This is a genomic window from Actinomyces massiliensis 4401292, assembly GCF_000269805.1.
GTDB lineage: Bacteria > Actinomycetota > Actinomycetes > Actinomycetales > Actinomycetaceae > Actinomyces > Actinomyces massiliensis.
Window position 1 is genome coordinate 564,081 of the sequence record NZ_JH711483.1, and the last position, 23,205, is coordinate 587,285.

Genomic DNA, 23,205 nt, shown 5'->3' on the forward strand with positions numbered 1-23,205 from the left:
TTTCCTCCAGCTCTTTTACCGGCAGGCCGACAGAGGATCATCCCCGCTTACGCGGGGTTAACCGGCTAATGATGTACAAGTCCGGCACTCCGGCGGGATCATCCCCGCTTACGCGGGGTTAACCGAGGACGCCGGGATCGAGGAGCTGCCGACCCCGGATCATCCCCGCTTACGCGGGGTTAACACTTGGCGATCGTTGGAATCCCAACGATGCCCAACCCTACCAGGTGGGTTCTGCCTTCACTGGTGACCCAGTGCCCGCTCGGAGGCGTTGCGGTAGCGTCGCCGTCGTGCGGCGATCGACCACGACTCCTTCGGGGGCTTGACGGCGCCAGGGATTACCTGTGCTCCCTCAATCTGCCGGTACGGCGTGCGCATCACCAAGCATCCCTCGATATCGACCGGATCGCGATCGTGACCCAGTGATGCAATGGCAAAATGCTGTTCAGAGCGCACCGACCAGATCAATAGAGCGCGACCCTCGCCGATGTACGCACGGACCAGTTCCCACAACTGCTCGCGCACGCGCGCCGAAAGACGGCCGACAAATACGCCAGGGGAGACCTCGAGCAACCATCGAGTCATAGAGCCGCGAAGCGAGGCCGGTGCCGCGGAAAGAATCAGCACTACCATCCGCCAGCATCCTCCCCGGCATAGTTAGAACCGCCGGCTATGGCTTGCTTCTGATAATCCCAGAGCGAGACAACATTGACACCCAGTTCTTCGGAGTTATCTACCTCGAGCAAATGATAAATGTCCTTCACTGTTCGCTCGATGATTTTCAAATCGAAAATCCTATCCCGGACACGTCGCCTGGTCGTCCCAGTCAAATCCTCCATCCCCTCGGCGACAACATCAAAAGCGATCGGGATCGTTGTCTCAGCCTTGTACAGGTCCGCAACGTCATACACGAACGACCGCTCATGCCCTGTATGAACGAAACCGAGGCCCGGAGAGCAGCCAAGGGAAACGATCACGCCGTGAACGACCCCGTACAGTGCCGCGTGCGCAGCCGACAACGCCTGGTTAATCGGATCCGAAGCTTCGAAGTCGTCGGGACGATAATCCCGGCGCGTCCACGGAACCCCGGTCCTCCGCGAATTTTCCCGGTATACCTCACGGATCCGGGCGCCTTCGCGTCCTCTGAGCTGTTGCATGGTCAGTCCGTCCACATCCTCGCCGCTGAATCGCATGCAGTACATGTCGCGTGCCACGCGCAATCGCTTCTGAGGTGAGGAGACCCTGGTCGCCTGCTCCACCAGAAGACGCGTGGAGGTAGCCAGGGAACGACCATGAGCGTAATAGCGCACACCGCGCTCACCGACCCAGACTGCCGTCGTTCCGCATTCGCCGAGAAGGCTCATCGCCTGGTGGCTGACGGACGTCCCTGGCCCGAGAAAGACCGCAACCAAAGACGCCGCAGGGACATGGATGGTGCCCTGATCGTTGCGGGCAGTCAGAGCACCATCCTGACGATGGACAACGCTGTGTTCTAGGTACAGGAAAGACATCCGGTCCTGCACAGGGGGCAGCGCCGTCACAGGGACCGGCAGCATCTTGGCCATGCTTTTCAGCTCCGACCTATCCTGACGAGTGTCATGAGCCCGCAACCGTAGGCTTTGGAACGACCGATGCCCGATACGAGTACATGGCGCAGCCTCTCCGCATCGGTGATGCTCAGCACGCCCTCATAGACGGTTCGATTGATGGTGACCTGATCTCGAGTTTTACCGTCCGGTCGTTGCCGGCCGAAAACCGGACGCTCTCTGCGCACCACAACTACAGAGTCTGTGGCGTCTGCACCATCATCGAGCCTCTCGCCGGTGGATAGGAGCTCAAAACCATAACCTGCGGTGCGAGTTATCAGCCATTCCCGCTGCTGCTCGGCGGTGACATGCCCGACTCTCTTACCGCGGATACCTTTCCCTTGAGATGCCGAGTACGAAGGATTTGCTGCGAGGCGGAAAAACCACTGCTGCCCGGCCTCAAGCTGCTCCAAAAATGGCGAATAGTCGAGGGTGCGCGCCAGCACCCCGGCTGTGCCCGCTTCGTGGACGATCTGGGAGCAGTCGGGTTCAGACGGCGAGAGCACGTACAGCGATGCCGTTGTGCTCTGCGCTGCTCTGTCGACCCTCCACAGGACGCGACCGGAGCCGCCCCCGTCATGGCCCGCGGTTGCTTTCATGACGACGGCGTGCATCACTTGAGGCGAACCCAGGTACTTACGAGCGAGTCGTCGAGTCGGATCGATTTCGATTTTGGTCAAGAACACCGGATTGCCTCCTCCACGTCGGCCATGGGGTCGTGTGCATCGGCGGTGTCAGCGCCAGATGCATGCACAGGGACCATGAGTCGCTCGACTTCCCGGAAGCTGTAGTCACGTCGCCGGGAGTCGAAGGACAGCGGGACGTCTCTGCTTCCTCGCACGTCACCCAGCCGTTCCTCGACGGGCACAGCACCCTGATCAACGAGGATCTCCGCGGTGAAACCAGGATGCTCTCGGCGGAACCAGTCTGAGGCGAGCCATGGCTCATCCTGGAGTGCGTCGAGCAGCGTTGTCTTCCGCAGCCCCAGGGATACCGGATGCGTCGGAGGGCAGGAGCGTCGCCCCAGGTACAGAGGAAAGGCTGGATATCGAAGTGCCTCGCCAATTCCCTCCAAAAGCGCTTGGTCGCCTTCTATGCCGGTGAGGAATACGGCGTCAGCGAGGTAGTAGCGGTTTGATAGGGGCATGGGTTTGCGGCTGTCGGTGGGCACGGCAGTGTGGAAGTCGCGAATGACGGTGCCAGGCTGGTCCTTGCGCACTCCGAAACGGAGGGTGAGGAGATCCTCGATCGGGTCTGTCCTGCGCCTCCCTGTGGCCGCTGCCAGCATGCCGATGACACCGCTCTTGGTCGGCGCGAGCTCGGTGGCACGCACTGTGAACCGTGACTTCACCCCCCATGCCTGCATCGGGCCCGCGAGTCGCAGTAGGAGGACCGTCATCAGACCTGCTCCTGGCCAGGTAGGCGGGGAGCCACGACGCTGCGCACTTGTTCTGGCAGGTCTTTGAAGGACACACGCTCCCCGAGCGAGGCGATGACGTCGTTGTTCGCGAGGGCGACGACGAGGCTGCGCAGCGGCGTCAGGCCGTAGTTATTCTCGATCGTCGCAGCGTGTCGGGCCAGTGCCTTGATCGACCGGTCGACGTAGCCGTGGGTTCCCTCCGCGGGGACAGCCTCCTCGAAGGCCCCCACGAGGGAGACGGGCTGGTCCTCTCGCACAGTAACAAGAATGCTCTCCGGCACGGTGCGGTTGGCGAAGGTGTTCTGCTTACCGGTGGGCATGGACAGGCAGAAGCCCCTGATGAAGACCTCCAGTGCCTTCAGCGTGGCCTCGCTGTCACCGAGGTTGTGTCGCAGCAGGTCCACGTTGATGGTGGCATACCGGTACATGGTGGCCGAGGAGAACTCGACGGTACCCATCATGCCGGCGCCGGCATCCTCCTCCTCGGAGCGGCTCTTCTCATCATCCACAGCGGTGAAGAAGTCGTACTCGTTCTCTGCGGCATGCGTGGAAATGGCATGGGCTACCTGGCAGGCGGCATCAATATTGAGATCGGTGTCGTCGGCGACCATTCGGCCGAACAGAGCGATATCGACGGCGTGCGCCTCCTTGACGATTTTCTTGACCGTCTTGGCATCGAGTGCTTCCCCGCTGTGCGCGGAGGCGATGGCGAGCTCCGCCAAGCGCGCGATCTGGCTGGTGGACAGGAAGAGGAGATAGCCGGACTCCTGGGGTGCATTTTTCTTGCCACGTGGGGGAGAGAGCTTGATCTTGGCGGCCTTGAATACCCCTTCGGCAAGGGATAGCGCGTTCTCTGTGAGGTCAGGAGCCTCTTCGGCGATCCGTGAGGCGAGCAGCTCGACGACTCGCTTGGTACGCACACCGACGTCGGAGGCATCCAGGAGATCGTTGAAGTACAGGCGGGCGGCCCGTTTCCAGGACTGACTGGAGACCCGCAGGCGCCTCACACCCCCGTAGACGGCGGACTTCGGGGAGCCTGAATCATCACGGTTGACACAGGAGGGCGGCAGGTTCTGGATGACATGGATGTCGACGTAGGTGCTCATTGTTAGTTCTCCGATTCCGGTGCGGTGGTGGTGCAGTCGGCGCGGGGCGCCGTCTTGGTGTCGCTTGTTGTAGAAAGGAAGTGGTATTGGCGTGCCCAGGTGAGGCGGACCTTCTTCGCTCCGCCCGGGCGCTGGAAGCGGGCGATGTCGTCAACGAGCATGGCGTGATCCAGGGTGATGTCGCGGGCGCGCAGCAGCGAGATGAAGTTCCGCAGGTGATGGCGCAGTTCGGTGATGGTGGTCGAGGTGACGAGGGTATTGAAGCGCTTTCGGGCGGAGTCGTTGTCCTCCTCCCACCCCACGAGCTCCCGAGCGGCATGGCCCAGCCCCCTACCGGGACGGAACATGCGTGTGGTTCGGGACTGCTGATGTACGGCATATAGCGTCATAGCGGTGTGGACGGCCACCTCCTCCCACGTGGGGGCGTCGTCCGTATTGTCTGGGACCTCCACTTGAGTGAGTTCCCAGATCTCGGGAATCTCGCCGGGCTCCTTGGTAGCTGCGCCGCGCAACGCCGCCATCTCACCGCGAGCCCGCGCTTCATTGCGGAGGTAGCGGTTCTGCAAACCGTTATCGCCGTTAAGGCGGCTATCCACGAGGCGTCCGATGTCCCCCAGGTGGCGGGCTCGTTGGGGCACAGGTGGTGTATCTGCCGCATCAGGCAGTGTGCCGGTATCTGGTGTCTTCATGCCGTTGTCCTTTCTCCGTCCTCGATTGGTGCGTTCTGCGGTTCGAATGGTGGTACCGCCTTGTTAAGGGCGGTGCGGAAGTAGGACAGAGCACGGCCGACGTCCATGCGCCCCTTGCCCTCACCACGTCCTGCGAAGGCTGTGTCGGGCACAGCGGAAGCGAGCGCCTCTTGTTGTTTCCGGGCTTCGCTGCGCAGCAGGGATCGCCACTTATCGCGGGCCTCGGCGGGATCGGCGCCGTCGAGGGAGGCCAGCCAGCGCGGAAAGCGCTCATCAATGAGCTGATAGAAGGCGGCTCCAGCGTGATCGCGCGCGGCCGAGGCGGTGTCCGGGCTCCCACCGCGAGCCTTGTCCAGGTTCGCGGCCAGGTTCCGCAGTGCGAAGGCGACTCCTTCCGTCTCCTCCATGGCGTCATGAACAACACCGAGCAGACGCGCGCTGCTCCGATCGAGCAGGCCGGCCGGAAGTGAAAGAACATCGTTAACAAGCTCAGTGACGACTGCCTCCTGAGCCCCGTACTCAATACCGACGGCGTGCAGAGGAATGAGGCCGCTCAACGGCACAATGCGGTTCATCATGAGTTCCTGGTAGAAGGAGATGACCCCGGGGGAGCGGTACCGAGTCACCATTCCGGCGCCCTTGACCGTGATCGACGGACTCAATTGAGCGACCAGAGTGGACAGGCCTCGCCAGAAGGCCCGGTCCGTCGGCAGCTTGCGTGGCATGTAAACGGTTGCCTTGAGCTTCTTGGTCTGGGGCTCGGAGTAGCGCCACGCGGTCATGGGCTCGACCAGGTAGCGGTTCTGAGGCGTCGCCTTGTCCCCATTGCCGAGGAACAGGCCGGTGACGCGGGCGTCGTCGCCGTGGAGGAGGACACGGCGCGTCTGCCACGTGTAGCAGGACACCGGCCCGGTGGGCTCCAGGGTGAGCGAACCTGCGGGGCCATCCGGATCGCGTTCCCATGGCGGGATATCTTCAGCCGGATCGACATCGTGCAGCCCGTCAACCTTCTCGCATACCACGGTGTTGAGCAGCAGTGTTCGCTCTAAGTTCTCCCCATCCACGGTCACGACGCCGATCTGCCCCGTCCAGCCCGGACCAATCGGATAGCCCTTGCCATTCTTGGCTTGCGGATCGTCTACGGCGCCAGAACGGATGCCGGACGGGTCGAAGGCATGAACATGCACCAGCCAGCGGGCCGCCTCAGACCAGCTGATGTACTCCAAGCCCTGCGCGATCCTCGTGGTGAAGAAGGGGTCCCCGTTGGGAACATCCACAATGAGGGACTCCAGACCGGAGGTCTTTCCCGAAGCGGCATGGATTCCCGCCACCTGGAAGAAGGGGTGCTCCGGGTGGCGCAGGTAGAAGCGGTCTCGATATCCCTCCAGGTAGGCGGCGGCGTCGCGTCCGAGCTTGCCCGGGTCATCCCAGTACTCCTCCCAGACATCCATCTCCTCCGGCCCGCCCATGGCGCGGTGGCAGATGGCCAGGAGCAGGCGCTGGATGGCGACATCCTGACTGGCGATCTCCCCGTGGATCCCGGAGATGTCCGTCGCTTCGCGAAAGACGGTGAGGAGCGAGACCTCGTCGGAGGTGCCGTCGAGTCGGATGACCCGTATCCAGGGCTCATCGAGAAGATTGAAGCTCGGTGCGATCGGTGTCATTGGGAACGGACCTCCTTGAGTCCAGTGGAGGGGGAGTACTCGAGCGTGGTGCCGGCCAGCTGCGCCCGACCGTCCTCCAGGAGGAGGAACAGCTGCCCTTGAAGATCGCGATCATCCTGCCAAGCGGGTACGACACGAATTTCGAGCTCTTGGATGACCTGGTCGATGACTCGCTCGTTGGACAGGCTCGGGGGCAGCCTTACTGCGGACATCATCATGGTGCGCACGACCTTCGGATCCGGGACGAGATTGGTGGGGATGATGTGCCCCGGATCGCCGGGCTTTTGCGGCAGTGTGCGCAGTTCCTCCTGACCACCCACCCGATGAAGCTCCAGGAGGATGACCTCCAAGGAGTCCTCGCCGTCGCGCACCTGGGCGCGTCCCTTCTCCTCGTTGTCGGAGGCGGTCGTGTGCAGCCAGTCCACGAGCGATGTGCTCGTCCCCGCCTTGTTCGGCTCGCAGAGGAGGAATCCCTTTGCTGCATTGTGCTTCTTCTGCTGCTCCGCCTCATAGACCTCTCGGGCTCTGGCTATCGGGTCCCGCCAGTGCGGCGGTACCGGAGCGTCAGTTCCGTAGACGGCCTCGATGAGGTCGTGAACATCATCGGGTACGGTCACCACTCCCGAGCCACTGATGACCCGGTCCAGAGCGGCCGCACTCATGAGCATGTCCTGCTCTCCGTAGATCGTCTTGGCGCCGGGCTCCACAGCCGGGTTGTCGGAGGCGGTGGAGGGCAGCCAGTCGATGTAGCAGGTCGGGCTGGTGAGCTGGGCAGGACGCGGCCGCTCGTGGCGATGCAGGCGCCCCATGCGCTGGAGGATCAGATCAATGGGAGCCAGATCCGTCACCAGCAGGTCGAAGTCGATGTCGAGGGACTGCTCGACCACCTGCGTGGCGACGACAATTGCTCGGTGGGGTCGCTGCGGATCGTTCCGCGGTGGTCCGAAGCGGTGGAGGAGATCGGCGTCTTTGGCCAGTCGGTCGCGGATGGTGAAGCGCGCATGGTTGAGACTCACATCCTCCCCGAAGGTCTCACGCAGTAGTTCGTAGGTCTCCTGCGCCCGCCGTACCGTGTTGCGGACGACGAGTGCGCACCCGCCGTCGGCCAGTTTCTCTTCCAGAAGCGGCGCTAAGGCATCCTTGGAAAGCCTCTTGATGCGCACCGTGCTGCGGCGCTCTGTTGAGGAGGTTGGGACGACCTCGGTTCGCTCGCGGCCCGCGGTGATGAGGCAGGGGAAGGGCGTGCGCACAATCTCAGGGGAAGGGCGCTTGGGAACTCGTTTACCTGCGGCCAAGCGCAGTCCCCGCCGGTAGGCGTCCACCAGGGCCGTGCACCGCGCCTCGGACAGAGTGGCCGACAACAGCACCACCGGCACCCCGTAGGAGGCGAGCCAGGTCAGGGTCCTGTCCAGGTAGACGTTCATGTAGGTCGAGTAGGAATGCACCTCATCGATAACGACTACCTTGCGGCTCAGGCCCAGGTGGCGCATGGCCAGGTGCGGGGAGCACAACGCCCCGAAAAGCAAGTGATCCACCGTGGTAACGACGAAGTCGGAGAGCATCGCCTTCTTCCGCCCGTTGAACCAGGCCAGAATGGCCACGTCGGCCTGGCGCTGAGCCGCGGCGCTGACCGCACGCCCTCTTCTGATCTCCTCCTCATCCGGGCTGATGCAGGTCGGCGCGGGAAAGTCGTCGGCCTCGCCGCCGAGTCCTCCGAGGAGCCGGTCATGGATCTCATAGCCGCGGCGTCGCAGTAATCGGGCCTCCTGGTTGAGCCGTGAGCGACCGTGCAGGAGTTGGACGGCGAAGTCCGACGGCGCCCCGTCCTCGGCGTAAGCCCCCTCGATGTTCTCCAGCCAGGACAGTTCGCGGGAGAACATGGCGTCCGTGGTCGCCTGGGTGGGCAGGGCGAAAAGCGTTCCGGCCCGACCGGTCCTGGCAGCGAGAATCTCTGCAGCCATGAAGGCCGCCTCGGTCTTGCCGCCTCCTGTGGACTCCTCGACGATGAGCAGGCCCGGCAAGTCCATGGTTCGGGCCGCTGTCAGGGTGCGTGCCTGCACGTTGGTGGCACGGGCCTCGTCGGGCAGATCGAAGCGCTGGGCGAGCAGTGAGTCGGCGTCGGCACCGTCGTCTCGGGGGCACCACGGCGAGGGGATCTCCAGGCGGGCCAGACCCGTGGCGACACGCGTGGCATGGGCGTCGGGGGCGAACAGACGCGCGCCGTCGTCGTCGAGTGAGAGGAGCTCGAAGTACTTCTCCGTGGAGGCGATCCAGTCCGCCACGATGACCAGGCCCGACAGCTCCACGAGGAAGGGCTGAGACCAGCGGTGCCGCGCCCAGTGTGGCAGCAGGGGTTCTGCGCCCGTGCGAGTGGTGACGAGGTCGAGGAGTTCGCGCTGGGTGGCGGCCCATTCCTCACTGCCAAGGAGATGCTCGTGTCCGGAATAGTCGGTGGTCAGGGCGGCCTTCGTGGGAGGGATGCCGTGGTGAGCGCCGACGACGGAGGCCAGCGCCATGGCGGGACCGTGTCTCCAGCCGTGTCCATCCTCTAACCAGGGCTCCAGAATCAACTGGCCCGCCAGAGCGTGAGGGACATTGCGACGCTCAAGCGGATCGACTTGCTCGTGCGGCAGGCCCGCCTCCTTCATCCGGTCGTCCAGTTTCCCGACCTGGCAGGAGAAGGCCGGCGTGCACTTGCCGATGTCATGAACTCCCGTGATCCAGGATGCGAGAAGGCAGAACTCCTCCGTCGGTGTCAGGCCCGACGTCGATCCCGCGAACTCGCGTTCAATGAGGTCTCCGGCCGTGGGGGCCAGCCAGCGCTCGGCGAGATGCTCGGCGACTGCGGAGCTGTCGAGCAGATGCAGCCAGAGCGGGAGCCACTGATCGCTCTCGGGGTTGTAACCGAACTTCGCCCAGACGGACCGTGCACGTTCCGAGAGTGTCATCAGAGCTCCTCCTTTGGAGTTTCTGTGAGCAGGGACCGAGCAAGACTATTACCCAGGTCACAAATACATGCTTCCTGTGATCGAATCGTTACCGGCGATGCGGCGTCCCCGGCGCCGCACTGCTCACCGTTAGGCTCGTCCGGCCCGTCCGGCCGAGTAGGCCCTCCGCGCACTCTCCAGCGCCGCGGGCAGGGCTGCGAGCAGCCGCTCGACGTCGTCGGCGCTGGTGCCCCGCCCCATGGAGCAGCGCAGCGTTGCGCGCGCGGGACCCTCATCGAAGCCCATGGACAGCAGCACGTGGCTCGGCTGCGTCACTCCGGCGTGGCAGGCGGAGCCCGCCGACACATCAATACCGGCCATATCCAAGGCCATGAGCAGCGCCTCGGTGTCGCCGTCCTCGAACCACAGGTGCGCCGTGGAGGGCACGTGCGCCACGCTCCGGGAACCCTCGGGAAGCGTTGCGTGCACACCCGGCAAAGCCGTCGCCCCCTCCAGTACGCGCCTGCGCAGCGCCTCTAGCCTGCCGGACTCCTCGGCCCGCTCCGCCACCGCCAGCTCGACCGCCAGCGCCAGAGCCCGCGCCCCGACAACATCCTGACTGCCCGAACGCACCCCCCGCTCCTGGCGGCCCCCACCGGTCGGCGTTACCAACACCAAGTCGCGCCTGGCGACGAACGCCCCGATACCGATCGGCGTCCCGAGCTTATGACCTGTCACCGTCATGGCGTCCAGCCCCCAGGCGCGGAAATCGACCGGAGTCTTGCCCAAGGCCGCCACGGCATCGGAATGCACCGGCACATAGCCGGAATCCGCCGGCCGTCGCGCCCCACTCGCCTCGCGAACCGTCTCGACCAAGCCGGCCATGTCCTGCACGACGCCCGTCTCGTTATTGGCCGCCATAATGCTCACCAGTGCGGTTCCCGGCCCCGCCGTCACCGCCGCGCGCAGACTCGCCGGATCGACCAGTCCGGCCCCGTCCACGCCGACCTCGACGTGCTCGGCCCCCAGGTGGCCGGCCGCAGTGCGCGCCGAGTCCAGCACCGCCGGATGCTCAAGGGGGGAGGTGACCACCCGAGGGGCCGACACCCCTGCAGCCCGCGCCGCCAGGGCGCGGCCGGCGACCACTAGCGCGTCGGCCTCGGTGCCGCCGGAGGTGAACAGCACCTCGTGCGGGTCGACGTCCAGGGCCGCCGCCAGGCGGGCACGCGCCTGGGCCAGCATCGCCCCGACGCGCCGCCCCGAGGCGTGCTGGGCTGCCGGATTCGCCCACCCGCCCAGACCCTCGCTCAGGTCCGCGGCCACCTGAGCGGCGACCTCGGGTCGCACGGGCGTGGTCGCGGCATGGTCGAGGTAGGTGCGGGGGACTGCGCTGATGCTCACGCGCCCACTCTAGGGACGGCGCCCGCTTCCCGGGCATGAGGCCGCTCGCCATCCGTTGCTGCTCGGAGACTGCTGGACCTCGCAGTGAAGTGAGCAGAGTGAACCGATGGCGGCCGCCACCCCCGCCCTGCCCCGGGCCTAGGCTTGACGTCATGAGCACGTCTCGAACCCGGCCCATCCGCTCTGCCGCCCCGCTCAAGAACGAGCGAGATGAGGAGGACGGATACGGTCGCCGCTCCCTGTCCCGCTCCACCACCGACCGCGACGCCTCCCGTCGTGAGGAGCCGGAGCTGCTGGCGAGGCTTGCGGCCGATCCCGCCACTTGCCTGGTGGTCGTGGACGCGCGCGGGCGCATCGCCCTGGACGCCCCCGCCATGCACCCCGACCTGCCCGAGGATGGCCTGACCCCTCCGGCGCCCTCAGACCGCGACCGCGACGTGTGGGACAAGGACGACCCGGCAGCACCCCGCCCCCGCCTCGCCCCGCTGACTGCCGCCGACCTGGGCGCCGGAGCCCCGCCGAGCTCGCCGCTCCCGTCGGTGCCAGAGGCCTCGGGCGTGCCGGCGGCTCTCGCCGGCCTGACGACCATCTACCTCGGCCGCGAAAGCGGCACCGGCACCGGGGACGCCGCCGGGGAGTCCTGGCTGGCCGTCGTCGTCCCCGATGCGTCCGCCGCGGACCCGGCCGACGCCGAGGGCGCTGATCGCGCCCATCGTGAGCTGACCGTTCTTCTGGAGCGATATCCGCTGTCCGCCCTGCGCGCCGTCGGCCACACTCTGAGCGCGCACGACGCCGGGCTGGCCACATCCGCGGTCGCCCTGGCCGCCTGGCACGCGCGGACGCGCTTCTGCGTCGTCTGCGGCGGGCGCACCACGGCCGACCAGGCCGGGTGGGTGCGCCGCTGCACCGCCTGCGGCGCTCTCGACTTCCCGCGCGCCGATCCGGCCGTCATCATGGCCGTCACCGACGACGCCGACCGCATCGTTCTGGTTCACGGCGCCCGCTGGGAGGCCGGGCGCTACTCCACGGTCGCCGGCTATGTGGAGGCGGGGGAGTCCTGCGAGGCCGCCGTCGTGCGCGAGGTCGCCGAGGAAACCGGGTTGCGCGTGGCCTCGGCCGAACTCGTCGCCTCCCAGCCCTGGCCCTTCCCGCGCTCCCTCATGCTCGGCTACCGCGCCCGCCTCGCACCGGGCGAGCATCTGGCCCGCCCCGATGGCGAGGAGGTCACCGACGCCCTCGTGCTCTCGCGCACCGAACTGGACGAGGCCCTGGCGGCCGGAACCGTGGTCCTGCCCGGGCCCACATCCATCGCCCGCATGCTCATTGAGGACTGGTACGGCGGGCCGATTCGTTGAGAGTCTCGGTGAGAATCGCAGATAGTCCCGCAGACTCCGACTGCGGTCGCCCGGCGCCCTACTGCTCGCTCATCAGCACGCGTCAGTACATGTCGGCGGCTCGTGGCAGGCTGATCCGTGATGAGTGAGCCCCCCCCGCGCCCCGCCGCCCCGGCTCGGCCGAAGCCCCGTGAAGCGGCCCTGCCCAGCCCCGCCGCGCTGCTCGATGCCCTGGACCCCGACCAGCGCCAGGTCGCCGAGCACCTTGAAGGGGCCCTGTGCGTCCTCGCGGGTGCGGGCACGGGAAAGACCCGGGCCATCACCTATCGCATTGCTCATGGAGTCGCCGTCGGCGCCTACCAGCCCGCCCAGGTCCTGGCCGTCACCTTCACGGCCCGCGCCGCCGGAGAGATGCGCTCGCGCTTGGCCGATCTGGGTGTGATCGGCACCCAGGCGCGCACCTTCCACTCCGCCGCTCTGCGTCAGTTGACATACTTCTGGCCCACGGCGATCGGCGGGCGCCGCCCCGAGATCGAGAAGTTCAAGGGCCGCCTCGTCGGCACCGCCGCCCACCGCCTCGGCCTGTCCACCGACCGCGCCCTCATCCGCGACCTGTCGGCCGAGGTCGAGTGGGCGAAGGTCACCATGACCCTGCCCGAGGACTACGCCCAGAAGGCCGCCGCCCTGCGCCGCGATCCCCCCGGGGGTCTGGAGCTCGCCACCGTCGCTCAAGTGCTGGCGACTTACGAGGAGGCCAAGACCGAGCGCGGAGTCATCGATTTCGAGGATGTCCTGCTCCTGATGGTCGGCATCCTCCTGGACCGCGAGGACATCGCCGATCAAGTGCGCGGCCAGTACAAGCACTTTGTGGTCGACGAGTACCAGGATGTCTCCCCGCTCCAGCAGCGCCTCCTGGACCTGTGGCTGGGCAGGCGCCGCCAGCTGTGCGTCGTCGGGGACGTCTCCCAGACGATCTACTCCTTCACCGGCGCCACCCCCGACTTCCTGACCGGTTTCGCATCCCGCTACTCCGGTGCCCGCACGGTCAGGCTGAGCCGCGACTACCGCTCCACCCCGCAGATCGTGTCGCTGGCCAACCGGGTGCTGTCGCGCTCGCGCCGCGGAGGCGGGGCGCTGGTGCTGCCCGCCGGCGCCGTTGAGCTTGTCGCGCAGCGCCCCGGCGGGCCCGCCGTGCACTTCAAGGACTATGAGGACGACGTCGCCGAGGCCGCGGGTGTGGTCGAGCAGGTCGGCCGGTTGCGCTCCAGTGGTGTGCCGCTCAGTGAGATCGCCGTCCTGTACCGCACCAACTCCCAGTCCGAGGCGATCGAGCGGGCCCTGTCCGATGCCGGTATCGGCTACCTGGTGCGCGGCGGTGAGCGCTTCTTCGAGAGGGACGAGGTCAAACGCGCCGTTGTCATGCTGCGCGCCGCCGCCCGCACCGAGCGGGCAAACCTCACCGGCGATGTCGGCGCCGATGCCCGGATGGTGCTGGGGCGTGAGGGCTGGAGTGAGCAGCCCCCGGCTCCCCGCGGTGCCGTGCGCGAACGGTGGGACTCCTTGAACGCCATCGTCGAGCTGGCCGATGAGCTCGGTTCCAAGCGCGGCGCCGACTTGGACGGGCTGGTCGCCGAGCTCGGTGAGCGCGCCGCCGCCCAGAACGCGCCGACGGTTGAGGGTGTCACCCTGTCCTCCCTGCACGCCGCCAAGGGCCTGGAGTGGGATGCCGTCCTGCTCGTGGGCGTCAGTGAGGGCCTGCTGCCGATCTCCCTGGCCGAGGGGCCCGCTGCTATCGAGGAGGAGCGGCGACTGCTGTACGTGGGGGTGACGCGCGCCCGCGAGCACCTGGTCATCTCCTACGCCCGCGCGCGCAACTCCGGGGGGCGCGCCTCGCGCAAGCCCTCTCGTTTCCTGGACGGCATCTGGCCCGCTGATGGCGGGCCGGACCGTCTGCGCCCTCGTTCCGCGTCCTCCCGTCAGACTCCCAAGGAGCGCGCCAAGCAGACCGCGGCCGAATTCGAGGCGGACAACGATCCGGCCACCATCGCCCTGTTCGAGTCGCTACGGGCCTGGCGGGCCAAGGTCGCCAAGGAGCGCTCCAGGCCCGCCTACACGGTCTTCGCCGACACGACCCTGCGCTCCATCGCGGTGGTCAAGCCCGGCACTTTGCCCCAGCTCTCTCTCATTCACGGAGTCGGCGCAGTCAAGCTCCAGGAGTACGGGGCCGATGTGCTCTACGTGGTTCGGGAGTTCCAGGGCGGGGGAGCGGGGGCCGACCATTAAGATGACGAGGGCGCTGCGGTCCCGGAATCCTCCGCCGCATCCAGTGAGCTGCACAGGCACTCGGGGTGAGACGCCCAGAGCCGTTCCACGCCCACGGCCTCGACTCCCGAGATCTCGACGCTGCGCCCGGCCCATTGTTGCCCGCGTCCGGACAGCACCTCTGTGACTGCGCGCGCCGCCAGAGTCGCCGCCTGATGCAGCAGCAGTGTCTCGGTCGGTGGCGGGGCCAGCAGGCGCAGCTGGGTCGCCACCGCCGGCCACTGCGGGTCGGCGTCGCGCTCCCGCAGATCCAGACACGTGGCGCAGGGCGGGGAGCCGGGCGCCAGGAGCGGGCCCACCCGCACGCTCACCTCCCGCACGACCACCGGCAGGTGAGCGACCCCGGCTACGGACAGTCCCCGGGCCCGCACCGGCTCGATCAGGTGCCCCTCGACGGTGACGACCAGATCGGGGAGTGTCCCCAGGGGCATGCGTGTGCGCACGGGCGGGTCGAGGGCGTCCGTCCATGCGCACAGCTCCTCGTCCTCCGGCAGCAGCGCGCCCACCCCGGATTCGGCGAGCAGGGCGACGAGTTCGTGAGCCAGCCGACCGCCGCCGATGATGCCGACGACGCCGCGGCGCAGCGCTTGCGTGCGCACGCGCGGATTGTCGGAGACGCGTTCCCAGTAGACCTCATCCTCGCTCGCGGGCGTCGAGGCATCGCGAGTCAGGACGCCGGCCTCGTCAAGGACGGACATGAGTTCGCGGGCGCGAGCGATCGGCACCTCGCTCCACCTCGCCACCTGGTAGACGTCGCCGGGCGACATGCTCGTCGGCAGACGGTCGAGGAGCTGCTGCTCCTGGTAGCTCAGCCCATCGACGACGACGGCGTGGCCCGGTTCGGCGCCGATCTGCGACTGGCCGAGGCATCGCCACAGTATGGGGGACTGTCCTCTGACTCGCATGGGTGCTCCAGACGGCGCCCGGTTCGGGAAGACTGCAGGGTGACTAGGACGACTGCCGCGGACGCTCTAGCCGCACAGTGGCACGGCGCGGCTGTCGTGCGCCACGATTCGGGTACCCTGTGGAAAACCGCGATTGCGCGGTAGCGGTCCGAGAACGGACCGCACCCGCCACGCACCGGGTTTCTCAGGGCTTCTCAATACGACTCGGTGCGTCTGTCGCTGCGTCTCAGTCTCGCTGTCTCACTGCTGGGCCAGCACCGCCTCGCAGGTGGATGCTCCCGAGGTGTCCTCGGCGGCGATGGCTTCGACGGTGGTGACGGCCTCGTGCAGTGTTGAGACTGCATAGACCTCCAGTCCGTCGGGGACATTCCCCACGACGTCCGCGCAGTTCGAGGCCGGGGCCAGGAAGTATCCGGAGCCGTCGGTCTTGGCGCCGGCCATCTTCTGCTCGATGCCGCCGATGGGCCCTATGGAACCGTCGAGGGCGATCGTGCCGGTTCCGGCGATGTCCTTGCCACCGGTCAGGTCGCCGGGGGTGAGCTCATCGACGATGCCCAGGGCGAACATGCTGCCGGCGCTGGGGCCACCGACCTTGGACAGCCCGAAGGTCGCCTCGATGTCCGAGTCGGCCTCGGCCGACAGGTACACGCCCAACAGGGAGCCCTCGGAGTCCGGTGAGCCGTCGGAGTTCGCATCCGGGGGCGTGATCGTGGTCAACGAGACGGTCATCGGCTCGCCGTCGCGCTCGATGCCCAGCTCGACTGCCGTCCCCGCAGGGATGGTCGTCAGCAGTTCGCGCAGCGCCGTGTAGGTCGTCGTCGGCGTCGCCTGTCCCCCGGCCGGGGTGATGGAGGTCAGGACGTCCCCCTTCTGGAGGAGGCCCTCGGTCTGGTCCGGCCCGGTGCCCTCAACGGTGAGCACCATGCGGGTGGCCATCCCGGTCTCCATGAGCGCGGCGACCACGGCGGTGTTCTGGGAACTGGTCATCTGGGCCTGGTTGGTCTCCTCGACGTCCTGCTGGGACAGGGACGGCGGGCAGACCTGATCGCGTTCCAGGATCGTCTTGTTGGGCGAGAGCCAGGCGCCCACGACGTCGAAGAGGGTGACCGGGTAGCCGGGGCACCCCGAAACCGACACCGTGGTCATGCGCAGCGCTCCTTCGGCGGGGTAGGTCTGCGCGCCGGTGACCGTGATGACGCTCTGGTCCGAGTCGTCGCCGGGAACCGCGGCCAGCACGTTCCAAGTCGGGCCGGGCGCCTCAATGACCTTGTTGACCCGCACGGTCGCCCCTGCGACGACGAGGCCCACTGCCAGCAGCAGTGCGCCGATCCCGATCATGAGCCGCTTGGACCGCAAGCGCCTGAGTCCACGGATCCCCGTTCTAGAGCCGGAATCGTCGCCGGCTTCCATGCCCGGTTCCACGCCGGAGCCCGGATCGGCCTCGGAGCCGGCGGCGGGTTCGACCTCGCTGCTGGATGTCGCGTTGGACTGCGTCTCGTGGTGCTGTTCGTCCATCACGCCCCCATCATGCGTCCTCATGGGGCACCGGGTCTCACTGATTCGGCCGATCGAGCGGCAGGTGTCGCCATTGCCACTCCATTTGCGGCGGCCGGATGGGGCCGGTTCACGGTTCGCGCACAGGAATGGGTGGCATGCTCATGGTGTTGCGTCTGAGGCGGCTTTAATTCAACCTGGAATCAACCGCACGGCATGACGCTCGCACCACCGGGAGGAATCACATGAGCGAGGACCCCTTCGACGACATCGAGCAGATGCTTTCCGCCCTCTTCGGCGCCGAGGTCGCCGGGGACGCCGTTGCCGCTCTGCGCTCCTCCGGCGTCGATCCCGCTCAGTTCGCCCAGATGAGCGGGGTGGACATGTCTCAGATCAGTCCCGGGCAGATGATGGCGATGCGCGCCCAGATGCAGCAGATGATGGCCGGTGCGCAGGATGGTCCGGTCAACTGGACCATGGGGCGCACCCTCGCCCTCCAGGAGGCCGGCAAGGGCGGTGATCCGTCTATCACTGCCGCCGAGGCCGATGCGACCCGCCAGGCGCTGCGGGTGGCCGACCTGTGGCTGGACACGGCCACCGATCTCATGCCGGCGCCCGGGGCGCGCGAGGCGTGGTCCCGCTCGGAGTGGGTCGAGCAGACGCTGCCGGTGTGGAAGGACGTGTGCGCCCCGGTCGCCGAGGCCGCTACCGCTGCTCTCGCCACTGCCCTGGAGAGCCAGGCGGAGGACCTGGCCGCCGCCAATCCCGAGCAGGGGGACGCCGCTCGCCAGGTCGGCGCCCTGACCCAGATCATGCGGTCGATGGCGGGCACCGCCTTCGGCCTCCAGGTCGGCCATGCCGTCGGCGAGCTCGCGGGTCAGGCCGTGGCCGCCACCGACGTCGGGCTGCCGCTGAAGCGAGAGCCCGGTACCGCGCTTGTGCCCGCCAATGTCACGGCCTTCGCCGAGGGCCTGGAGGCCGATGCCGAGCAGGTCCGCATGTTCTTGGCAGTGCGTGAGGCTGCCGCCTCACGTCTGTACGCCCACGTCCCATGGCTGCGCAGCCAGCTGCTGGGTGCTGTCGAGACCTACGCGCGTGAGATCCGGATCGATACCGGCGCCATTGAGGAGGCCGTCTCTCAGGTCGACCCCTCCGATCCTGAGGCGATCCGCTCGGCGCTGGAGTCGGGCATGTTCGCCCCGCAGGAGACGCCTGCCCAGGTCGAGTCGCTGGAGAAGCTGGAGACGCTGCTGGCGCTCGTGGAGGGCTGGGTCGAGGTCGTCACTGCGCAGGCCACCGCTCCGCATCTGCCGCATGCGATACCGCTGCGGGAGATGGTGCGTCGCCGCCGGATTCAGGGCGGCCCCGCCGAGAAGGTCTTCGCCCGCCTCATCGGTCTGGAGTTCCGGCCCCGCCGTGTGCGGGAGGCGGCGCACCTGTGGGAGTTGCTGGGCGGTGAGGTCGGCGACGGCGAGCGCGACGCGTTCTGGCAGCATCCCGACGTCATGCCGACGGCCTCCGAGCTGGCCGCTCCCGAGGACTTCCTGACCATGCGCCGGGCGGCCCAGGATATGGAGGCCGAGGTGGATGCGGACCTCGCCTCATTGCTGGACGGCACGCTGGGCTATGCCGATGGCGTTCGCGACGCCGACGAGAACCGCTCCGAAGGCTCGGGAGACGACTGATCCGCGGATCTGCGCCGAGATCGGTCGTACTCCGCGCCGAGATCGGTCGTACTCCGGGCCGAGATCGGTTCACACGAGTGTCGATCCCAGGGCCTCGATGAGTCCCGGTACGAGGGCGTCGCCGCTCACCACTCGATCGGCCGAGTCCTGCGCCCTGGAGCGGACCGCGCACCAGGACTCACCGGTGCGCAGTACCCCGACCACTATCCGCACGTCCTCGCGGTCAGATCGTGAGCTCAGGAAGGCCAGGCGCTCCTGAGCATCGTGAATCTTGGCGGCCTCCTGCTCGGCCTCGGGCGGCAGCACCACTCGCTCCACGGTGAGCGCCGCCCCGTCGACGGCCTGCGGCCAGGCGAGCTGGCCCAGCAGGTCTTCCAGGTCCGCGGCGGCCGGCAGGTTCTCCTGCTCGATCATGGTCAGCGCCTGCGGGTCGCGTCGCGCCTCGGCCAGCGCCGCGTCATCGAGAACCTCGGCCAGCTCGGGGTCCTGTGCCAGAGCCGCGGCAGTGCGCACCAGTGCGAAAACCGTGACCGGGGCGTCCCAGCCGCGTTGAGCGACATGCTCCTCGAGCTCGACGACGGCGCGGGCCAGGGCAGCCTGTCCCGCAGTGGCGGGCGTTGAAGCGGGCTGACGGTCAGGTGTTTGCTCAGTCATGTCAGTCATGCGTTGAGCCTACGGCTCACGCGAGTGGCGCAATGGGTTTTGTGGGCTCAGCGTGACCTGTGGAACGATTGCGGTAACCGGCGTCACCGGCGTCGGAGTCCGTACGTGCGCATTCGCGCGCATTTCGCAACACCGCAACAACACGGAGCGTGACCGTGAGCACCAGGCCTGACGACGATTCCGACGACAAGCCCGAGCGTCCTGCGCCCGACGACTCCTCCCCGTCCAGCCGGGAGGATCGTGTGCGCGGCGGTTTCTTCCAATCCGATGATGCCGGTGCCGACGGCGCCTCTGACAAGGGCTCTCGCAAGGACCCCCGCAAGCATTCGGCCGGCGGCGCGTCCGAGGGCTCCGGTGACAGCGGTGAGGACGGCGAGAGCTCCCAGCGCGGCTTCGACCCGGCGTCTTTCCTGTTCGGCGCCGCCGCTCCGTTCGGCTCGCGACGCCCGGACGACTCGGATGACGAGGGCGGTTCCGGACGGAAAGGCTCGAGCGGATCGGGCGGGCCTCGACGCCCCTCGCGTCCCACACCCGGGGCCGCGGACGGACCACGTCGCCCGGGCCCGTTGGCCTGGACCCTGGGAATCCTCGCCGCGTTGGCCGCGGTCGTCATCTTCCTGTCGCGCACGTGGACCGAGGTGCTCTGGTTCGACCAGCTCGGCTTCGCGCGCGTGGTGTGGACCCAGTGGATTGCGGCCGGCGTCATGTTCGTCGTTGGTTTCCTCATGATGTTCGGCGCTGTGTTCGCCGCCATCACCAGGGCGTATCGCTCGCGCGAGATCGGTCTTCCGCACGATGAGGCGACCCGTAACCTCGAGGCTTATCGCACCGCGGTGGAGCCGATGCGCCGGGCACTGACCTGGGGCGTGCCCGGGGTGTTGGCGCTGCTCGCCTCGGCGTGGGAGCTCGCCCCGCACTGGCAGGAGGCGCTGCTGGCCATTCACTCGCACTCTTTCGGCGTCACCGATCCGCAGTTCGGCCTGGACATCTCGTTCTACGTATTCATCCTGCCGGTGCTGGAGATCGTGGTCTCCTTCCTATCGCGCGTGGTCGTGATCGCCGGCATCGCCAGTGTCGTCGTCCACTACCTGTACGGCGGAGTCTCGGTGGCCCGCAAGCCCCACTTCACGAGGGCCGCGCGTCTTCACCTGACCGTTTTCCTCGCCCTGTTCTCCGTGCTTCACGGTGCGGGCTACTGGCTCGGCCGCTACTCCTCGCTGTACGCCTCGAATACGAAGTTCGACGGCGCCGGTTACACCGATGTCCACGCCTCCATTCCGGCTCAGGCGATCCTGGCCGCCATCAGCGTTGCGGTGGCGGTGCTGTTCGTCGCCTCGGCGCGCACCAGTTCGTGGCGGCTGCCGGTCACGGGTGTGACCGTCATGGTCATCTCGGCGCTGATCGTGGGTGTCGCCTACCCGGTGGTCATTCAGAAGTTCGTCGTGGATCCCAACGCCCAGCGCGAGGAGTCCGAGTACATCGACCGCAACATCAAGGCCACTCTGAGTGCTTACGGCCTGGGCGATGTGGAGGCCTCCGCCTACAACGCCAAGACCACTGCCGAGGCGGGCCAGCTCATGGATGATGCCGAGTCGACGACCTCGATCCGCTTGCTGGATCCGAACCTCGTCTCTCCGGCCTTCAAGCAGCGTCAGCAGAACAAGCAGTACTACTCGTTCGACTCCCAGCTCAACGTTGACCGCTACGGGGTGTCGGGCGAATCCCGCGATACGGTGATCGCGGTTCGCGAGTTGAGCCAGGAGGGTCTGGAGAACGGGCAGCGCACGTGGATCAATGACCACACCGTTTACACCCATGGCTACGGCGTGGTCACCGCGTACGGGAACACGGCCAGCTCCGACGGCTCACCCGCGTTCTGGGAGGGCGGAATCCCCTCCGAGGGGGAGCTGGGCGACTACGAGCCGCGCATCTACTTCGGCAAGTCCACGCCCTCCTACTCGATCGTGGGCGGGGACGACGGCGGGAATCCGCGCGAGCTCGACTACCCTGATGACTCGGCTCCTTCTGGCCAGATCAACACCACCTTCTCCGGCAGCGGGGGGCCGAACGTCTCCAACCCGTTCAACCGGCTCCTGTATGCGACGAAGTTCGCCGAGATGAACATCCTGTTCTCCCAGGAGGTCCGCTCCGGCTCTCAGATCCTCTACGACCGCGACCCGGCCAAGCGGGTCGCCAAGGTCGCCCCGTGGCTGACCCTCGACGGCAATCCCTATCCGGCTGTCATTGATGACGACGATGATCCGAGCACGCCCAAGCGCGTCAAGTGGATCCTCGACGGCTACACCACGACTAACAACTACCCCTACTCCCAGCACGAGTCCCTGGAGGACTCCATGAGCGATGCGACGACGGGGCAGGCGTCCCTGCTCGGCGCCCCCAAGGAGTCCAACTACGTGCGCAACTCCGTCAAGGCCGTCGTCGATGCCTATGACGGCAGCGTCAAGCTGTACGAGTGGGATGAGCAGGACCCGCTCCTGGACGCCTGGCAGTCCGTCTTCCCGGGCACCGTCACGCCGATGAGCGAGATGAGCGCCGACCTCATGGCTCATATGCGTTACCCGGAGGACCTGTTCAAGGTCCAGCGCACGGTGATGGCTACCTACCATGTCACCGATCCGGAAGACTTCTACTCGGGCGGCGACTTCTGGAAGGTCCCCGATGACCCCACGAAGGAGGGGGACTCCCCGCAGGCGCCCTACTACCTGACCCTGAAGATGCCGGACCAGGACGAGGCGTCCTTCTCCCTGTCGAGCGTCTACATCATCGGCGGGAACACGGATCGCAATGTGCTGACCGGATTCCTCGCGGTGGACTCCGAGACGGCCAGCGGCGAACCGGGCGTGAGGAACCCCGATTACGGCAAGCTGCGATTGCTCGAGCTGCCGAGATCCTCCAATGTGTCGGGCCCCGGGCAGGTGCAGAACAACTTCAACTCCTATGGCAATGCCAGTCCGGTCCTCAACCTGTTGAGTCAGCAGGGCTCGCAGGTCATCAAGGGCAACCTGTTGACTTTGCCGGTGGGCGGCGGTCTGCTCTACGTCCAGCCCGTGTACGTCCAGTCCTCCTCGGGGACGCAGTACCCGCTGCTGCGCAAGGTGCTGGTCTCCTTCGGCGACAAGATCGGCTTCGCCGACACGCTGCAGGAGGCTCTCGATCAGGTCTTCGGAGGGGACTCGGGGGCGACGACGGGTCAGGAGGTCGTCGACGGCGACTCCGCCGCGGCCAACGACACGTCCTCGAGCACCGATCCGTCCGCCGATTCGGGGACGGAGCCCACGGCTGATCCGAGTGCGGCGGCATCCGCCAGCGCCCAGCCGCCGACGGCGAGCGCGCAGCCCTCGGCATCGGCCTCGGCTAGCGGGAGTGCCTCGGCATCCATTGGCGATCCTCAGACGGATCTCGATACCGCCCTCGCGGATGCGAAGTCCGCTATGGATGACTCCAACAAGGCGATGCAATCGGGGGACTGGACGGCCTACGGTGAGGCGCAGACCAGGCTCAACAACGCCCTCAACCGGGCCGTCGAGGCCCAGAAGAAGCTGGGCGGCTGATAACCGGGCTGATGGTGATGCGCTGACGGCCTGGCATCTGCCGGTATCACAGCGGTTCGGGCCGGTTCGGGCTTGGTGCGTCCGCGGGAGTCTCCTGCGGGCGCACCACCATTCTTCTCGGCCGTTTTCGGTTGTTCTCGGCTGTTTCAGTCATGCTCGGATGCGGCTCCAGTGCTGAAGGCTTGTGGATGCCTTGACGCGCCCGGCACTCCGAGGCGTGTGGGTGAGCAAGGGCACGTGTCAGCCGATTGTGTTCCGCAGGCGCGGCTACTAATCTTCCTCATGCCGCCGCGGGGTGGAGCAGTTCGGTAGCTCGCCGGGCTCATAACCCGGAGGTCGCAGGTTCGAATCCTGCCCCCGCTACGAAGCACCGCAAGGTGGCAAATGACTCCGACCCCTGTCATTGAACAGGGGTCGGAGTCTTTTTTGTTGTCCAA

At 67.0% G+C, this 23,205-nt stretch carries 16 protein-coding genes and 1 tRNA gene; 5 read left to right on the plus strand and 12 right to left on the minus strand.

Features of this window, described 5'->3' with window-relative positions; all coding sequences use genetic code 11:
* Positions 1-240: 240 nt before the first annotated feature.
* From cas2e to W5W_RS0114080, 9 genes are all read right to left on the minus strand, one after another.
* Positions 241-633 carry a type I-E CRISPR-associated endoribonuclease Cas2e gene (gene cas2e / locus W5W_RS0114045; RefSeq protein WP_017195865.1) on the minus strand — a complete coding sequence of 131 codons (393 nt, stop codon included), beginning with the start codon at positions 631-633 and terminating at the stop codon, positions 241-243.
* Positions 627-1,565, minus strand: coding sequence for a type I-E CRISPR-associated endonuclease Cas1e (gene cas1e, locus W5W_RS0114050; protein WP_017195866.1), 939 nt, complete (start codon positions 1,563-1,565; stop codon positions 627-629). Before cas1e ends, cas2e begins: the two co-directional genes overlap by 7 nt.
* Before the next feature lie 5 nt (positions 1,566-1,570).
* Positions 1,571-2,272, minus strand: a complete 702-nt coding sequence (gene cas6e / locus W5W_RS15885; protein WP_081486258.1) for a type I-E CRISPR-associated protein Cas6/Cse3/CasE — start codon at positions 2,270-2,272, stop codon at positions 1,571-1,573.
* Positions 2,263-2,985 (minus strand): type I-E CRISPR-associated protein Cas5/CasD, encoded by a 723-nt coding sequence (cas5e, locus tag W5W_RS0114055; RefSeq protein ID WP_017195867.1) that lies wholly within the window; start codon positions 2,983-2,985, stop codon positions 2,263-2,265. Before cas5e ends, cas6e begins: the two co-directional genes overlap by 10 nt.
* Complete coding sequence (gene cas7e, locus W5W_RS0114060; RefSeq protein ID WP_017195868.1) at positions 2,985-4,112, minus strand: type I-E CRISPR-associated protein Cas7/Cse4/CasC; 1,128 nt, start codon at positions 4,110-4,112, stop codon at positions 2,985-2,987. Before cas7e ends, cas5e begins: the two co-directional genes overlap by 1 nt.
* Before the next feature lie 2 nt (positions 4,113-4,114).
* Positions 4,115-4,801, minus strand: coding sequence for a type I-E CRISPR-associated protein Cse2/CasB (gene casB / locus W5W_RS0114065; RefSeq protein ID WP_029574358.1), 687 nt, complete (start codon positions 4,799-4,801; stop codon positions 4,115-4,117).
* Positions 4,798-6,465 carry a type I-E CRISPR-associated protein Cse1/CasA gene (casA, locus tag W5W_RS0114070; RefSeq protein WP_017195870.1) on the minus strand — a complete coding sequence of 556 codons (1,668 nt, stop codon included), beginning with the start codon at positions 6,463-6,465 and terminating at the stop codon, positions 4,798-4,800. Before casA ends, casB begins: the two co-directional genes overlap by 4 nt.
* A complete protein-coding gene (locus tag W5W_RS0114075) occupies positions 6,462-9,413 on the minus strand; it encodes a CRISPR-associated helicase/endonuclease Cas3 (protein WP_017195871.1) in 2,952 nt (983 codons plus the stop codon). Before W5W_RS0114075 ends, casA begins: the two co-directional genes overlap by 4 nt.
* Before the next feature lie 129 nt (positions 9,414-9,542).
* A complete protein-coding gene (locus W5W_RS0114080) occupies positions 9,543-10,793 on the minus strand; it encodes a cysteine desulfurase family protein (RefSeq protein WP_017195872.1) in 1,251 nt (416 codons plus the stop codon).
* 152 nt (positions 10,794-10,945) lie between these two features.
* Here W5W_RS0114080 and nudC point away from each other — a divergent pair, with 152 nt between their 5' ends.
* Complete coding sequence (nudC, locus tag W5W_RS0114085) at positions 10,946-12,148, plus strand: NAD(+) diphosphatase (RefSeq protein WP_017195873.1); 1,203 nt, start codon at positions 10,946-10,948, stop codon at positions 12,146-12,148.
* A 120-nt stretch (positions 12,149-12,268) separates the two neighbouring features.
* A complete protein-coding gene (locus tag W5W_RS0114090; RefSeq protein WP_017195874.1) occupies positions 12,269-14,410 on the plus strand; it encodes an ATP-dependent helicase in 2,142 nt (713 codons plus the stop codon).
* Here the strand turns inward: W5W_RS0114090 and W5W_RS0114095 are convergent.
* Both W5W_RS0114095 and W5W_RS0114100 read right to left on the minus strand, forming a co-directional pair.
* The gene (locus W5W_RS0114095) at positions 14,407-15,354 is read right to left on the minus strand and encodes a thiamine biosynthesis protein ThiF (protein WP_008729783.1); all 948 of its coding nucleotides are present in this window, start codon (positions 15,352-15,354) and stop codon (positions 14,407-14,409) included. The genes W5W_RS0114090 and W5W_RS0114095 overlap by 4 nt on opposite strands.
* Before the next feature lie 240 nt (positions 15,355-15,594).
* Complete coding sequence (locus W5W_RS0114100) at positions 15,595-16,869, minus strand: YlbL family protein (RefSeq protein ID WP_017195875.1); 1,275 nt, start codon at positions 16,867-16,869, stop codon at positions 15,595-15,597.
* 224 nt (positions 16,870-17,093) lie between these two features.
* On the opposite strand from W5W_RS0114100, the gene W5W_RS0114105 reads away from it, so the two are divergent.
* A complete protein-coding gene (locus tag W5W_RS0114105; protein WP_017195876.1) occupies positions 17,094-18,533 on the plus strand; it encodes a zinc-dependent metalloprotease in 1,440 nt (479 codons plus the stop codon).
* Positions 18,534-18,602: 69 nt separating this feature from the next.
* Here W5W_RS0114105 and W5W_RS0114110 read toward each other — a convergent pair whose 3' ends face one another.
* A complete protein-coding gene (locus W5W_RS0114110) occupies positions 18,603-19,187 on the minus strand; it encodes a PPA1309 family protein (protein WP_017195877.1) in 585 nt (194 codons plus the stop codon).
* 164 nt (positions 19,188-19,351) lie between these two features.
* Here W5W_RS0114110 and W5W_RS0114115 point away from each other — a divergent pair, with 164 nt between their 5' ends.
* Entirely contained in the window at positions 19,352-22,768 is a 3,417-nt protein-coding gene (locus W5W_RS0114115) for a UPF0182 family membrane protein (protein ID WP_017195878.1), read from the plus strand.
* 289 nt (positions 22,769-23,057) lie between these two features.
* Positions 23,058-23,131 (plus strand) — tRNA-Met (locus W5W_RS0114120).
* Positions 23,132-23,205: the final 74 nt, after the last annotated feature.

What these genes read in the sequence shown, in the direction of transcription:
- nudC (WP_017195873.1), top strand. Translation starts at nt 10,946, where the DNA reads ATGAGCACGTCTCGAACCCGGCCCATCCGCTCTGCCGCCCCGCTCAAG.
- cas7e (WP_017195868.1), bottom strand. Translation starts at nt 4,112, where the DNA reads ATGAGCACCTACGTCGACATCCATGTCATCCAGAACCTGCCGCCCTCC.
- cas5e (WP_017195867.1), bottom strand. Translation starts at nt 2,985, where the DNA reads ATGACGGTCCTCCTACTGCGACTCGCGGGCCCGATGCAGGCATGGGGG.
- cas1e (WP_017195866.1), bottom strand. Translation starts at nt 1,565, where the DNA reads ATGGCCAAGATGCTGCCGGTCCCTGTGACGGCGCTGCCCCCTGTGCAG.
- W5W_RS0114100 (WP_017195875.1), bottom strand. Translation starts at nt 16,869, where the DNA reads ATGGACGAACAGCACCACGAGACGCAGTCCAACGCGACATCCAGCAGC.
- W5W_RS0114110 (WP_017195877.1), bottom strand. Translation starts at nt 19,187, where the DNA reads ATGACTGAGCAAACACCTGACCGTCAGCCCGCTTCAACGCCCGCCACT.
- casA (WP_017195870.1), bottom strand. Translation starts at nt 6,465, where the DNA reads ATGACACCGATCGCACCGAGCTTCAATCTTCTCGATGAGCCCTGGATA.
- W5W_RS0114095 (WP_008729783.1), bottom strand. Translation starts at nt 15,354, where the DNA reads ATGCGAGTCAGAGGACAGTCCCCCATACTGTGGCGATGCCTCGGCCAG.
- W5W_RS0114105 (WP_017195876.1), top strand. Translation starts at nt 17,094, where the DNA reads ATGAGCGAGGACCCCTTCGACGACATCGAGCAGATGCTTTCCGCCCTC.
- cas2e (WP_017195865.1), bottom strand. Translation starts at nt 633, where the DNA reads ATGGTAGTGCTGATTCTTTCCGCGGCACCGGCCTCGCTTCGCGGCTCT.
- casB (WP_029574358.1), bottom strand. Translation starts at nt 4,801, where the DNA reads ATGAAGACACCAGATACCGGCACACTGCCTGATGCGGCAGATACACCA.
- W5W_RS0114075 (WP_017195871.1), bottom strand. Translation starts at nt 9,413, where the DNA reads ATGACACTCTCGGAACGTGCACGGTCCGTCTGGGCGAAGTTCGGTTAC.
- W5W_RS0114090 (WP_017195874.1), top strand. Translation starts at nt 12,269, where the DNA reads ATGAGTGAGCCCCCCCCGCGCCCCGCCGCCCCGGCTCGGCCGAAGCCC.